15 protein-coding genes are annotated in these 12,573 nt (G+C 62.8%); 6 read left to right on the top strand and 9 right to left on the bottom strand.

What is annotated here, in order from left to right; translation table 11 throughout:
• Positions 1–8: 8 nt before the first annotated feature.
• From N7333_RS17410 to N7333_RS17430, 5 genes are all read right to left on the bottom strand, one after another.
• Positions 9–446, bottom strand: a complete 438-nt coding sequence (locus tag N7333_RS17410; protein WP_129483937.1) for a PilX N-terminal domain-containing pilus assembly protein — start codon at positions 444–446, stop codon at positions 9–11.
• Positions 443–1,018, bottom strand: a complete 576-nt coding sequence (locus tag N7333_RS17415) for a prepilin-type N-terminal cleavage/methylation domain-containing protein (RefSeq protein ID WP_129483938.1) — start codon at positions 1,016–1,018, stop codon at positions 443–445. Before N7333_RS17415 ends, N7333_RS17410 begins: the two co-directional genes overlap by 4 nt.
• On the bottom strand, positions 1,015–1,506 hold the full coding sequence (pilV, locus tag N7333_RS17420) for a type IV pilus modification protein PilV (protein ID WP_129483939.1): 492 nt from the start codon (positions 1,504–1,506) through the stop codon (positions 1,015–1,017). The genes N7333_RS17415 and pilV overlap by 4 nt, the downstream gene beginning before the upstream one ends.
• On the bottom strand, positions 1,503–1,940 hold the full coding sequence (locus N7333_RS17425; protein ID WP_129483940.1) for a GspH/FimT family pseudopilin: 438 nt from the start codon (positions 1,938–1,940) through the stop codon (positions 1,503–1,505). The genes pilV and N7333_RS17425 overlap by 4 nt, the downstream gene beginning before the upstream one ends.
• Positions 1,941–2,088: 148 nt before the next feature.
• On the bottom strand, positions 2,089–2,598 hold the full coding sequence (locus tag N7333_RS17430; protein ID WP_129483941.1) for a GspH/FimT family pseudopilin: 510 nt from the start codon (positions 2,596–2,598) through the stop codon (positions 2,089–2,091).
• Between the two features lie 60 nt (positions 2,599–2,658).
• Between N7333_RS17430 and thiO the strand changes: the two genes are divergently transcribed.
• Positions 2,659–3,762 (top strand): glycine oxidase ThiO, encoded by a 1,104-nt coding sequence (gene thiO / locus N7333_RS17435; RefSeq protein ID WP_129483942.1) that lies wholly within the window; start codon positions 2,659–2,661, stop codon positions 3,760–3,762.
• A gap of 61 nt (positions 3,763–3,823) precedes the next feature.
• On the opposite strand, the gene N7333_RS17440 is transcribed toward thiO, so the two are convergent.
• The 4 genes from N7333_RS17440 to N7333_RS17455 all read right to left on the bottom strand — a co-directional run bounded on the left by N7333_RS17440 (position 3,824) and on the right by N7333_RS17455 (position 8,195).
• Positions 3,824–5,164 (bottom strand): sigma-54 dependent transcriptional regulator, encoded by a 1,341-nt coding sequence (locus N7333_RS17440; RefSeq protein WP_129483943.1) that lies wholly within the window; start codon positions 5,162–5,164, stop codon positions 3,824–3,826.
• 2 nt (positions 5,165–5,166) lie between these two features.
• Complete coding sequence (locus N7333_RS17445) at positions 5,167–6,759, bottom strand: ATP-binding protein (protein WP_003243065.1); 1,593 nt, start codon at positions 6,757–6,759, stop codon at positions 5,167–5,169.
• On the bottom strand, positions 6,749–6,991 hold the full coding sequence (locus tag N7333_RS17450; RefSeq protein ID WP_129483944.1) for a PP0621 family protein: 243 nt from the start codon (positions 6,989–6,991) through the stop codon (positions 6,749–6,751). The genes N7333_RS17445 and N7333_RS17450 overlap by 11 nt, the downstream gene beginning before the upstream one ends.
• 211 nt (positions 6,992–7,202) lie before the next feature.
• Positions 7,203–8,195, bottom strand: coding sequence for an outer membrane protein assembly factor BamD (locus N7333_RS17455; RefSeq protein ID WP_003243069.1), 993 nt, complete (start codon positions 8,193–8,195; stop codon positions 7,203–7,205).
• 341 nt (positions 8,196–8,536) lie between these two features.
• On the opposite strand from N7333_RS17455, the gene rluD reads away from it, so the two are divergent.
• The 5 genes from rluD to N7333_RS17480 all read left to right on the top strand — a co-directional run.
• Positions 8,537–9,511: a 23S rRNA pseudouridine(1911/1915/1917) synthase RluD gene (gene rluD / locus N7333_RS17460; protein WP_011921057.1), complete on the top strand. Its 975-nt coding sequence runs from the start codon at positions 8,537–8,539 to the stop codon at positions 9,509–9,511.
• Positions 9,512–9,513: 2 nt separating this feature from the next.
• A complete protein-coding gene (gene pgeF, locus N7333_RS17465) occupies positions 9,514–10,239 on the top strand; it encodes a peptidoglycan editing factor PgeF (RefSeq protein WP_129483973.1) in 726 nt (241 codons plus the stop codon).
• Positions 10,240–10,421: 182 nt separating this feature from the next.
• Entirely contained in the window at positions 10,422–11,012 is a 591-nt protein-coding gene (locus N7333_RS17470) for a TetR/AcrR family transcriptional regulator (RefSeq protein WP_232531463.1), read from the top strand.
• A 26-nt stretch (positions 11,013–11,038) separates the two neighbouring features.
• Positions 11,039–12,148 (top strand): NADH:flavin oxidoreductase, encoded by a 1,110-nt coding sequence (locus tag N7333_RS17475; protein ID WP_011921060.1) that lies wholly within the window; start codon positions 11,039–11,041, stop codon positions 12,146–12,148.
• A gap of 46 nt (positions 12,149–12,194) precedes the next feature.
• On the top strand, positions 12,195–12,573 hold a 379-nt coding region (locus tag N7333_RS17480; RefSeq protein WP_279859164.1), incomplete at its 3' end, for a hypothetical protein.

The following is a 12,573-nucleotide window of genomic DNA, read 5'->3' on the forward strand; positions in this document are numbered from 1 at the left end:
AATAGGGCTTAGGGGATATAACGGTTCTGCAGACCTTGGCGATGAGTTGCGGTGGCACCGCAATTGCCATCGTTGTCGCAGGCCTGTCCGGTGCTCACAACGTCGAAACGAATGACGTAGAGCCCTTGAGACATTCCACTACCCTCCAGAATTGGAATTTGCGTGCTTGTGTCAGCCAGCGGGGCAGCTTCATAGGTGATGGCCCCGGAAGCGTTCAAGTTACCGATGGCGTTGGGGTGCCAGCCACTGCCCGGTTGGAAGTACTGATTAGCCCAACGTTGCAAGCCACTTTCGGCAGCCTGAAATGCAACGTTTTGCTGTTGATTGTTGGAGGAAATACGCAACTGCAGGTTGGATTGTGAAGCTGCAGTAATGGCAATAATTGTGAGCATCAGCAGTAACACCAGGCTGACGAGCAGAACCATCCCTTGCTGGCGAGTATTCATTGCAGACGATTCCTAAGTTCGTAAGTGGCGCTAAAAGTCCGAGGATTTAAAAGTGTGCCTGTCGTCCTAGAGTCAGAAACCGTGATCTGAATATGAATGGCCTTGGCTGTGAGAGGATCGTTGCCTGGAAGGAAGGTAAAGGCCATGCTTGCGTTGTCTAGAATGGGATCTCCATTACGACGTATACCGCTGTTGGCGTTTGTATAAGTAATTGGCGGTTCAAAGGCGAGTGCTGTAGTGCCGCAACCAGTACCAGGAGTTGCGTAACGAAAAGTCAGGCTGTTTGTACCTGCGGTCGTGACTGCCGCGTCGGGAAGCGATGTGTTGTCCGGCGAAAAGGTGGTGACGGTATCTGATGCTACACAGCCCTGATAGCCCGCTCTCCGAGCATCTTGTCCAATTATTTCCAGAGCCAATCGACCACTTTCCTGCATAAAAGTGAGTTCGGTGTTGTCGCGGTCGGCAAAAAAGCTGCGGCTGAAAATTTCAGTGACACCAAGGATCAATAACGAACTGATCACGATGGCAACCATGAGTTCGACTAGTGAAAGCCCTTTCTGTGTGCGATTCATAGTTCTGCCTCTACTATCAGATCACTATTCTCTGCGTTTGCCTCTTGCCATTCGATGGTGACGCGGTATACGGAGCCGCTTTGGCGCTCCACACTCGCTGTTTGGACATTCGGTAAACTGCTGCGGACTTGTACGCACCATTCTGAAAGATCTGCCGTAGCTTTGGGTGAGCCTGTAGCTGCCGCGTTTCCACCAGCGGGGCAGTTTGCTGAGGAATACGAGTAGTTGTAATCAGTGCTTTGTGATGCGTGAGTGACGGTAAAAGAGGTGTAGGCACTATTGCTGGTGACCTTGTTGGCGCGCATACGGTCAATGATGTCATATGCCAGCAACGTCGCTTGGCTGCGGGAGTAAGCGCTTTCGCTCGACTGAAGACTCTGCATCATCAATGTGCCCATGCCGAGCAGACCGATAGCAAGTATCACTACGGCCACCATCACCTCGATCAGAGTAAAAGCTTTTCCCTCATGGCGGTTTATGGCTCTCATTCGGTTCCCTCCGAACTCTGGGGTGTGTTGTTGGATGTACTGCTCGTCAAGCTTGCGCGGCCTATTGTATTGATCTCTATATTGCGTCCTCCCACGTTGATGCTCGCTGTGGTTTGGGGACGGCCATTGGCTTGGAAGGTGACAGCTACATTGCTCGCGGTCACACCAGTAGGTATGGATACCACCCGAATGTCCTCGCTACCGTCACTCACTATCCAAGTGGACCCGGTGGTGGTCACGCTGACTGAGGCGCGTCTGGCAATCGCTTCGCTGCGTGCCAGTTGTAAAGCGCCTAGCAGGCTGTTTCGGGCGGAAGTTTCTCGGCCGCTTTCCATCATTGCCTGATAGCTGGGTACAGCGATGCTCGAGACAATTGCGATGAGGGCAATCACTACCATCAGCTCAATCAGCGTGAATCCTCTGCTTGATTCCATAACCACTCCGCCAGCGATAAGCCCAAAGACACGATGCTAATTTAGCCACCAAGTGTTTTCAGACTCCGTTCAAGCCAGACGGGCGGGCGTTTTGGCAGATGAATTGACTCTGCGCCGCCAGGTGCTGTGAGGCGTGTCACGCTGTGGCTCAGCAGTAGGCTCCACGCGCGGGTGGCTGATTGCGAACCCGCCCTGAAAGCGCGATGACCACTTGGCGTTGCGGAGCGCCCCTCTTGCAGAGAGTGAAGGTTCCGTTCAGGGCTCGGGTGGTGCCGTCTGCTTCGAACTGGATATGAGACTTGTTGCGGTTCCAGTGCCAGGAAAGGCCTTCAGCAATCTGCGTTTGATAGAGCAGCTCATCGCCTATATCCCGTTGTCCGTTAGCGTTGTGGTCTACGAATATCAAGAGTGTGCCGCGCCAAATGGTGGACTCCGAGCAGCGGCTTTCGCCTTGACATAAAGTGACGACGCGGCGGGTATACACCGCATTGCTGCGCGTGTGATGAAGCAAGGAAAGCAACTGATTAACGGCTTGCGTTCGCTCATTGTTCTCAATTTGCTGCCGCAGGTTGGGCAGTGCGATGCTGATCAATACCAACAGCATAGCGAGCGTGCTTATCAGCTCAAGAAGCGTACGGCCATAGATTTTCCGAGACATTATCCAGCATCCTTGCCAGTCGGTTATTCATGAATGCGAAGATTAGCCTAGGATCGATAGATGAAAAGTCCCGCACAGGTGGTGGTAGTGGGAGGCGGAGCACTGGGAATGCTTTCTGCCTTGCTGTTGGCAGAGGCAGGGCAACAGCTTGTGCTGCTCGAGGCGCGAGGCACAGGCAGCGAATCCTCCTGGGCCGGCGGTGGCATTGTTTCGCCGCTCTATCCGTGGCGCTACAGCGCGGCGGTGACGGCGTTGGCGCATTGGTCGCAGGATTTCTATCCCGGTTTTGCGCGGCAGATGTGGGAAGACACTGGCGTCGATCCCCAGGTGCATGTCACCGGGTTATATTGGCTGGATCTCGATGACGAGGCCGAGGCGCTGGCTTGGGCGGCGCGTGAGGGGCGGGTTTTGCGTGGCATCGACATGGCCAGCGTGCATGAGCAGGTGCCGGTACTGGGTGAAGGTTTTACCCGCGCCATTCATATGCCGGATGTGGCCAACGTGCGCAACCCGCGGCTGGTCAAGGCGCTGAGGGCGGCGTTGGCTGCCATGCCCAACGTGGAGCTGCGTGAGCATTGTCCGGTCACCGGGTTCATTCAGGAGGATGGGCAGATTCGCGGTGTAATCACCAGCGATGGCGAGGTGCGTGCCGAGCGCGTGGTGCTGGCAGCCGGTGCCTGGAGTGGCGAGATGCTCAGGACGCTTGGCCTGGAGTTGCCGGTCGAGCCGGTGAAGGGGCAGATGATCCTCTACAAGTGCGCCGAGAATTTTCTGCCGAGCATGGTGCTGGCCAGGGGACGTTATGCGATTCCGCGGCGAGATGGGCATATCCTGATCGGCAGTACGCTGGAGTACGCCGGCTTCGACAAGACGCCGACCGATGGCGCGCTGGAGAGCCTCAAGGCTTCCGCCGAAGAGCTGCTGCCGGCGCTGAAGGATGCCGAGGTGGTGGGGCACTGGGCGGGATTGCGGCCGGGCTCACCGCAGGGCATTCCCTTTATCGGGGAGGTGCCTTCGCATCCGGGCTTGTGGCTCAACTGCGGGCACTTTCGCAACGGCCTGGTGCTTGCACCTGCGTCCTGCCGGTTGCTGACCGACCTGCTGCTTGGGCGCGAGCCGATCATCGATCCGGCGCCCTATGCGCCAGCGGGGCGGTTGGGCTGAGTGGGCGGAAGGTGCGCGCGTGGCGCACCCTCCGCATGCAGGCCCACGGTAGGGGCGCTGCTTAGTCGATCCCCAGCTTCTTCAATCGATAGCGCATCGAGCGGAAGGTCAGGCCCAGGCGCTGGGCCGCCGCCGTGCGGTTCCAACGGGTTTCTTCGAGCGCCTGCATGATAAGTTTGCGTTCGATGCCTTCGAGATAGTCTTCCAGATTGTCGATCAGCGCCAGGCTGGCCTCGCCGGTTTCGCCGCTGGGGCCGCTCGCATCGGCCAGGCGTAGGTCGGCGGGGCTGATCTGGTCGTCCTCGCACAGGGTGTAGGCGCGTTCGAGCATGTTCTCCAGCTCGCGCACGTTGCCCGGGAAGCGATAGTTCTTCAGTTTCTCCAGCGCTTCGGGCTGCAGCTTGGCGGCGCTCAGACCGCTACCCTCGGCCAGGCGGGCGAGCATGACCTCGGCCAGTTGGGCGATGTCCTCGCGGCGTTCGCGCAGCGGTGGCACGCGCAGTTCGATGACGTTGAGGCGGTAGTAGAGGTCCTGGCGGAAGCGCCCGGCGGCCACCTCGGCGGCCAAATCCTTGTGGGTGGCGCAGAGGATGCGCACATCGACCACCACTTCCTGCTGACCACCGACGGCGCGTACGGCCTTTTCCTGAATGGCGCGCAGCAGCTTGACCTGCATCGGCAGCGGCAGGTCGGCCACTTCGTCGAGGAACAGGGTGCCGCCGTTGGCAGCCTGGAACAGGCCCTGCTTGTCCTCGATGGCCCCGGTGAAGCTGCCTTTCTTGTGGCCGAAGAACTCGCTCTCCATCAGCTCCGAAGGGATGGCGCCGCAGTTGACCGGGACGAACGGCTGTTCGGCGCGCGGGCCCTGCTCGTGGATCAGACGCGCCACCAGTTCCTTGCCGCTGCCGGACTCGCCGCTGATATACACCGGCGCCTGGCTGCGGGCGAGCTTCTGGATCTGCTTGCGCAGTGCCTTCATCGGCGGCGAGTCGCCGAGCAGGCGGTTGTCCACCGGAGCGCCTTCGCCCTCGGGGGAGCGGATGCGCAGGGCCGTGGCGACCAGCTCGCGCAGGCGGCCGAGGTCCACCGGCTTGGTGACGAAATCGAAGGCGCCGGCCTTGAGCGCATTGATCGCGGTATCCAGGCTGCCGTAGGCGGTGATCATTGCCACCGGTACCTGCGGGTGGCGCTGTTGGATGTGTTGCACCAGGTCGAGGCCTGTGCCGTCGGGCAGGCGCATGTCGGTCAGGCACAGGTCGAACGGCTCGCGGGCCAGCCATTCGCGCGCTTCCTTGACGTTGCGTGCGCTGCGCGTGTCCAGCTTCATCCGGCCGAGGGTGATTTCCAGCAGTTCGCGGATGTCCGGTTCGTCGTCGACGATCAAGGCTCTCTGGCGGGTCATGGTCAGCTCAGTTTGCGCGGATGGGCAAAGGTGATGCGGAAGCAGCTGCCGCCCCCTTCGCGTGGTTTGTAGTCGAGACGCGCCTGGTTGCCCTGGCACAGCTCGCGGGAAATATACAGGCCGAGGCCGGTGCCCTTGTTCTCGGTGGTGTAGAAGGGCTCGAAGATGTGCTGCTCCTGCTCGGGCGGCACGCCTGGGCCGTCGTCGAGGATTTCCAGCACCGGCAGGTCGCTGCTTGGGTCCCGGAACAGGCGTAGCCAGACCTGGCCGATCCTGTGCTGCTTGGCACTATAGCGCAGGCCGTTCTGCACCAGATTGGTCAGCACCTGGGTCAGCTGGTGTGGGTCCATGCGTGTCTGCAGGCTGCCGCCCTGGGTCTCCAGATGGATCTGCCGATCAGCCGGTGCGGAGCTGCGAAACTCGCTGGCGAAGCGGTGCAGCCAGTATTTCAGGTCGAGCAACTGCGGTTCGGCCTGGCGTCTGCGCGACAGTTGCAGCACGTTCTCGATCACCAGATTCATGCGTTTGGAGTGATCCTGGATGATCTGCGCCAGACGCTGGTCCGGCCCCTGCAGATCCTCCGACTCCTGCAGCAGCTGGGCGGCGTGGCTGATGGCGCCCAGCGGGTTGCGGATCTCGTGGGCGATGCCGGCGGTCAGTCGGCCGAGCGAGGCGAGCTTGAGCTGCTGAGCCTGCTGGGCGATCTGCGAGATGTCGTCGAGAAACACCAGGGTGTGCTGCTCGTCGCCGCGTTGCAGGGAAATGAAGCTGGGCTGCAGCACCGGGCCGTCCACCTGAGCCTGCAGGCTGTCGGGGCGCAGGGTGGGGTTGTGTAGCCACTGCTGCAGGCGTTTCACCAGTTCCGGGCAGTGCGGGTCGATGATCTTGCCGGCCAGCTCGCCGCGCCCCAGCAACTGGGTGGCGCCCTGGTTGGCCAGTAGCACGCGGTGCTGGGTGTCCAGCACCAGGATGCCGGTACGCATGCGCTGCAGGATCTGGGCATTGAGCTCTTCCAGATTGGCCACATCGGCGGCGCGCTGTTCGGCGAGGCTTTCGCTGACCTGCAGGCGGCGAGTGATGCCCTGAATGAACAGTGCGCCGGCGAAGCACAGCGCACCCAGCGCGCCCGCCTGAACGTATTGGGCGGCAGCAGCGGGGCGGCTGAGGCTGAGATAGAAGGTCAGATAGATCAGCGCCATCGCGGCAATGGCGGCGATCAGCAGGCCGATACGGCCGCGCAGCAGGATGTTGGCGATGGCCACGGCCACCACCAGCAGGTTGCCGATGCCGCTGGGAGTGCCTCCTGCCGCGTAGAACAGCGCGGAGAGAAAGATCACATCCACCAGCGCCAGGCTGAACAGCTGCATCAGATGCTTGGGTTTCTGCACCAGCACGGCGATGAAGATGTTCAGGATCAGGTAGGCCCAGCTGCCGCTGCGGAACAGGTCGATATGCACGACATCGAGCAACTGCTCGTCGAGATTGCTGGAGATCAGCAGGATCAGCGCCAGACCGATGCTCAGGCGATAGAAGTGATAGAGCCTGAGGATGCGTCGGCCTGGCGTGCTGCCGAGGGTGCTGGCGTCAGCGATCACCGGTGTGTGGGCCCTGTTCGAGGTGAGCCTGGCTGCAGTACCAGCGCTGGTCCTGGCTCAGTGCCTGGCTTTGCGGCACATGCACGCCGCAATGGGCGCAACGCACCATGGGGGCCGCGGTGTGCTTGTCCTCGCTTGGGCGAGGGCGCTTGGGTTGGCCGATGAAGCGGCGCCAGATCCAGATCGCGGCGAAGATCACGGCGACCCAGAACAGCAGGCGGAACAGGCCCATGGTGTGCCCTTTTATCTGTTATCCGGTTGAAGCCGGCAGTTTAGCCAAGCTGTGACCATCGGCACAGGGGGCTGATGGCAGGCTGTGAGCTGTTTCCGCGCGGCGAAAGCGGGTGTGGAAGGGCGTTCGGCGTCGCCTGACCAGGACCGGCTGGGAATGGGGGCGACAAAAAAGGGAGGCCGTGGCCTCCCTTTTCGCTGCGACGCGTCGGTCAGTCGAACAGGCCGAAGGTCAGGTAGCTCCAGATCGAACGCTTCTTGGCGGTTTCGCCGGTCTTGGCGTCCTGCTGCAGTTCGGCCGGGATCTGCTGCTCGGCGTCCTCGTACTGGCGGATCACGTCCTGGCTGGCGCGGGTTTCACCCGGCGGCAGCGGCGTGTCGGTTTCGATCAGGCCGAGGGTGGCCTTGGCCAGCCAGGAGCGGCCGTCGGCTTCTTCCTCGCGCGGCACGAACTGGCCGTTCTCCAGGCTTGGGTGATCCGGGTAGTTGAGCTTGAGGGTTTCCAGGCTGGTGGCGGCCAGATCGTTCAGGGCCAGGCGCTGATAGGCTTCGGTCATGATCGCCAGGCCGTCGCCCACGGCGGGGGTTTCCTGGAAGTTCTCCACCACGTAGCGACCGCGGTTGGCGGCGGCGACATAGGCCTGACGCTTGAGGTAGTAGTGACCGACATGGACCTCGTAGGCAGCCAGCAGGTTGCGCAGGTAGATCATGCGCTGCTTGGCGTCCGGGGCGTAACGGCTGGTCGGGTAGCGGCTGGTGAGCTGAGCGAACTCGTTGTAGGAGTCGCGGGCGGCGCCCGGGTCACGCTTGGTCATGTCCAGCGGCAGGAAGCGCGCCAGCAGGCCGCGGTCCTGGTCGAAGGAGGCCAGGCCCTTGAGGTAATAGGCGTAGTCGACGTTGGCATGCTGCGGGTGCAGACGAATGAAACGCTCGGCCGAGGACTTGGCGGCTTCCGGCTCGACGTTCTTGTAGTAGGCGTAGATCAGCTCGAGCTGCGCCTGCTCGGCGTAACGGCCGAAGGGGTAGCGCGACTCCAGCGCCTTGAGCTTGGCGATGGCCTGGGTATAGCTGCGGTTGTCCAGGTCGGCCTGGGCCTGCCGGTACAGCTCCACCTCGCTCAGGTTTTCGTCGACCTCCGGCTGCTTCGAGGAGCAGGCGGCGGTGAGGGCGAGGATGGCGATCAGCAGCAGGTGTTTCACTTGCATGGCGGCTTGCGTCCCTGTGACGGCCGCGCGGCCGTCCTGTTATGATGAGCGCCCCCTGGAACCCCCTGGGGCAAAGACGCCGTATTTAACCACAAGCCTGACGCCGAAACCAAAGGCCGGGCTCCCGCCCTTGCCCAAGAGCCTGTTCAAAGTTTCGCGAGCTAGAGCAATGCAAGGCAAAAACAGGCTAGGACGCGTAGTTTACGAGCTGTAAATGAGCATGACTCGCTTCGCTCGCCCCTTCGGGGCCGCACTGAAGTGCGTTAGCCGCAAGCGACTTTTCGAGCCTGTTTTTAACGCAGCAGGGCCGACGCGCAGCAGACCTTGAACTGGTTTTGAAGATGACTTCCATAGACAAACAATTGATCCAACTCCAGGCCATCGTCCCCTTCGAACAGGGCGGTCAGCGCCTCGACCAAGTGGCTGCGCAGCTGTTTGGCGAGTTTTCGCGCTCGCGCCTTTCCACCTGGATCAAGGACGGTCGCCTGACCGTCGACGGTGCCGTGGCGCGCCCGCGTGACACCGTGCATGCCGGCTCGACCCTGGTGCTCGATGCCGAGCAGGAAGCGCAGGGCGAGTGGGTGGCGCAGGACATCGAGCTGAACATCGTCTACGAGGACGAGCACCTGCTGGTGATCGACAAGCCGGCAGGCCTGGTCGTCCACCCAGCTGCCGGGCATGCCGATGGCACCTTGCTCAACGCCCTGCTGCATCACGTGCCGGACATCATCAATGTGCCGCGCGCCGGCATCGTGCATCGTCTGGACAAGGACACCACCGGCCTGATGGTGGTGGCCAAGACCCTGCAGGCGCAGACCAACCTGGTCGAGCAGCTGCAGAAGCGTAGCGTCAGCCGCATCTACGAATGCATCTGCATCGGCGTGATCACCGCCGGCGGCACCATTGATGCGCCGATCGGCCGCAGCTCCAGCCAGCGTCAGCGCATGGCCGTGACCGATGGCGGCAAGCCGGCGATCAGTCACTACCGCGTGCTGGAACGCTACCGCTCGCACACCCATGTACGGGTCAAGCTGGAAACCGGGCGCACCCATCAGATTCGCGTGCACATGAGCCACGTCGGCTATCCGCTGGTGGGCGACCCGGTGTATGCCGGGCGCTTCCGCATTCCGCCGGCGGCCAGCCAGAGCCTGGTGCAGAGTCTCAAGGAGTTTCCACGCCAGGCCCTGCATGCGCGCTTCCTCGAGCTGGACCATCCGGCCACCGGCAAGCGCATGAAGTGGGAATCGCCGCTGCCGGATGATCTGGTCTGGCTGCTGACCCTGCTGCGTCAGGATCGCGAGGCCTTCGTCGGGTGAGCGTGCATGACTGGCTGACGCCCGACTGGCCCGCGCCGGCCAACGTGCGTGCCTGCGTCACCACCCGCAGTGGCGGTGTCAGCGCGGCGCCGTTCGATACCTTCAACCTGGGCGATCACGTCGATGACGATCCAGCAGCCGTCGCGGCCAACCGCGCGCAGCTGGTCGAGGCCCTCGGTTGCCAGCCGGCCTGGCTGCGTCAGGTGCATGGCGTCGTGGTGGCCGAGGCCGACCCGGCTGTGGTCATCGAGGCCGATGGCAACTGGACGGCCACACCCGGCATCGCCTGCACGGCGATGACCGCCGACTGCCTGCCAGCATTGTTCTGCGACCGTGCCGGCACCCGCGTGGCGGCAGCCCATGCCGGCTGGCGCGGGTTGGCCAGTGGCGTGCTGGAGGCGACCGTGAAGACGCTGGACGTGGCGCCGCAGGAGCTGCTGGTGTGGCTTGGCCCGGCCATCGGCCCGGCCGCCTTCGAAGTGGGTAGCGAGGTGCGCGAAGCCTTCGTGCACCAGCATGCCGAGGCGGCCGGCGCCTTCCTGCCCGGCGCCAAGGCCGGCAAGTTCATGGCCGATATCTACCAGCTGGCGCGCATTCGTCTGGCCGCCATCGGCGTGACTGCGGTCAGCGGTGGCGGGTTCTGCACCTACAACGATCCGCGTTTCTACTCCTATCGCCGCAGCCCGCGTACCGGGCGCTTCGCCTCGCTGGTCTGGCTGCAGTCCTGAGGCAGCTGCTGCCTTGATCCAGTGGAACGAGCTCCGTTCGCGAGCCCTGTAACCCAAAGGCTTCGCGAGCAGAGCCCGCACCTGCCTTTAGGTGCGGGCATCCGTCTCGTGTGTTTTGGTCCTTAATCACTCTCATCAATAGTGCTGTGCCGAGCGAGACGACCGGTCATATGCTCGGCGCCATGAACAGCATTCGACTCGACAAGCGTGACCTGATCCTGAGCAAGGGCTCGGCGGTGATGACCCGGCGCGGCTATCACGGCACCGGCGTGCTGGAAATCGTCCAGGCTGCCGGCATTCCCAAGGGCAGCTTCTATCACTACTTCGCCAGCAAGGAAGACTTCGCCCTGCAGGCGCTGGCCTTCATCTATCGCCCGCGTCTGGAGCGTTACGCCCAGGCGTTGAGCAATGCCGCGCTGAGCCCGCGGGCGCGCATCCTGGCCTACTACCGCGACCTGCTGGCGCACTTCGCCCGCCAGGACACGCCGCAATATCACTGCTTCATCGGCAGCCTGAGTTTCGAGATGAGCGAGATGCTGCCGGCCATCGGCGCCGAGGTGGAGGCGATCCAGCAGGCCTCGGTGGACATCCTGCGCGACTGCCTGGAGCAGGCGCAGGCCGCCGGTGAACTGCCGGCCACCGAGGACTGCGGCAATCTCGCCACTTTCATCAGCGATGCTTGGCAGGGCGTGCTCGCCCGCCTCAAGGTGGGTCGCAACCTGCAGCCGCTGGAAGCCTTCATTAACCGCCTGGAGCGTTTGCTGCAGGCCTGATCACCGTTCAACCCAGAGGAAAGATGATGAGCGCCCCCGTACAAGCCCTGTTCGCCCCCTTCCGCCTCGGCAACCTGGAGCTGCCGACCCGTGTGGTCATGGCGCCCATGACCCGTTCCTTCTCGCCGGGTGGCGTCCCCAATGCCAAGGTCGTCGAGTACTACCGCCGTCGTGCGGCGGCGGGCGTGGGCCTGATCATCACCGAAGGCACCACGGTCGGGCACACGGCCGCCAACGGCTACCCGAACGTACCGCGTTTCCATGGCGAAGATGCCCTGGCCGGCTGGAAGCAGGTGGTCGATGCGGTGCATGCCGAAGGCGGCAAGATCGTTCCGCAGCTGTGGCACGTGGGTAACGTGCGCCGCCTGGGCACCGAGCCGGATGCCAGCGTGCCCGGTTATGGCCCGATGGAAAAACTCAAGGACGGTCAGGTGGTGGTGCACGGCATGACCCAGGCCGATATCGATGAGGTGATCGCCGCCTTCGCCCAGGCCGCACGCGACGCCAAGGCCATCGGCATGGACGGCGTGGAGATCCACGGCGCCCACGGCTACCTGATCGACCAGTTCTTCTGGGAAGGCAGCAACCAGCGCAGCGATCAGTACGGCGGTGACCTGGCGGCCCGTTCGCGTTTCGCCATCGAGCTGATCCAGGCGGTGCGCGCGGCGGTCGGCCCGGACTTCCCGATCATCCTGCGCTTCTCGCAGTGGAAGCAGCAGGACTACAGCGCGCGTCTGGTACAGACCCCGGAGCAGCTGGAAGCCTTCCTCAAGCCGCTGTCCGAGGCCGGCGTGGACATCTTCCACTGCTCGACCCGCCGTTTCTGGGAGCCGGAATTCGAGGGCAGCGACCTCAACCTCGCCGGCTGGACGCGCAAGCTCACCGGCAAGCCGACCATCACCGTCGGCAGTGTCGGCCTGGATGGCGAGTTTCTGCAGTTCATGGTCAAGACCGACAAGGTGGCCGAGCCTGCCAGCATCGAGAATCTGCTCGAGCGCCTGAACAAGGAAGAGTTCGACCTGGTCGCCGTGGGCCGCGCGCTGCTGGTCGACCCGGACTGGGCGCTGAAGGTGCGTGAGGGGCGTGAGCAGGACATTCTGCCGTTCAGCCGCGATGCACTGATGCAACTGCATTGAACCCCATGGGCGCCCTGCCGGGGCGCCCCAGCGAGGAGTGTCAGTGATGTCCAAGAGCCTGGTTTCCTGGGGGCTGTTCGCCGTCTTCGTCGCGCTTGCCCTCGGCCTGCAGGGCCATGCCCAGATGTTTGTGTTCGCCGGCGCAGTGGGCGTGGCGAAGGCGCTTGTGTGGGCGGCCTGGCTGGCATTTGTCGGCTACTCGATCCACTGCAGTCGCCGCGAGAACCTCTTCAAGAGCGTTCGCGGCATCGCTCGTCTGTACTGGGGGCGACAGATCATCATCGATCTGTATCTGGGGGTAGCGCTGGTCCTGGCGCTGATTGCCCTGCATCAGGGAGCTCTGGTGATGCTGGCCTGGTTGCTGCCGGCGCTGCTGTTCGCCAACCAGGCCACCCTGCTGTACATCGCCATTCATTTCGAGTCTT

This window comes from Pseudomonas sp. GD04158 (genome assembly GCF_029834875.1).
Lineage (GTDB): Bacteria > Pseudomonadota > Gammaproteobacteria > Pseudomonadales > Pseudomonadaceae > Aquipseudomonas > Aquipseudomonas hydrolytica.

Bases quoted from the DNA above. Each gene is read 5' to 3' on its own strand.
- N7333_RS17415 (WP_129483938.1), bottom strand. From the start codon at position 1,018: ATGAATCGCACACAGAAAGGGCTTTCACTAGTCGAACTCATGGTTGCC.
- pilV (WP_129483939.1), bottom strand. From the start codon at position 1,506: ATGAGAGCCATAAACCGCCATGAGGGAAAAGCTTTTACTCTGATCGAG.
- N7333_RS17455 (WP_003243069.1), bottom strand. From the start codon at position 8,195: ATGCAAGTGAAACACCTGCTGCTGATCGCCATCCTCGCCCTCACCGCC.
- N7333_RS17430 (WP_129483941.1), bottom strand. From the start codon at position 2,598: ATGTCTCGGAAAATCTATGGCCGTACGCTTCTTGAGCTGATAAGCACG.
- N7333_RS17440 (WP_129483943.1), bottom strand. From the start codon at position 5,164: ATGACCCGCCAGAGAGCCTTGATCGTCGACGACGAACCGGACATCCGC.
- N7333_RS17450 (WP_129483944.1), bottom strand. From the start codon at position 6,991: ATGGGCCTGTTCCGCCTGCTGTTCTGGGTCGCCGTGATCTTCGCCGCG.
- N7333_RS17470 (WP_232531463.1), top strand. From the start codon at position 10,422: ATGAACAGCATTCGACTCGACAAGCGTGACCTGATCCTGAGCAAGGGC.
- N7333_RS17475 (WP_011921060.1), top strand. From the start codon at position 11,039: ATGAGCGCCCCCGTACAAGCCCTGTTCGCCCCCTTCCGCCTCGGCAAC.
- thiO (WP_129483942.1), top strand. From the start codon at position 2,659: ATGAAAAGTCCCGCACAGGTGGTGGTAGTGGGAGGCGGAGCACTGGGA.
- N7333_RS17425 (WP_129483940.1), bottom strand. From the start codon at position 1,940: ATGGAATCAAGCAGAGGATTCACGCTGATTGAGCTGATGGTAGTGATT.
- rluD (WP_011921057.1), top strand. From the start codon at position 8,537: ATGACTTCCATAGACAAACAATTGATCCAACTCCAGGCCATCGTCCCC.
- N7333_RS17410 (WP_129483937.1), bottom strand. From the start codon at position 446: ATGAATACTCGCCAGCAAGGGATGGTTCTGCTCGTCAGCCTGGTGTTA.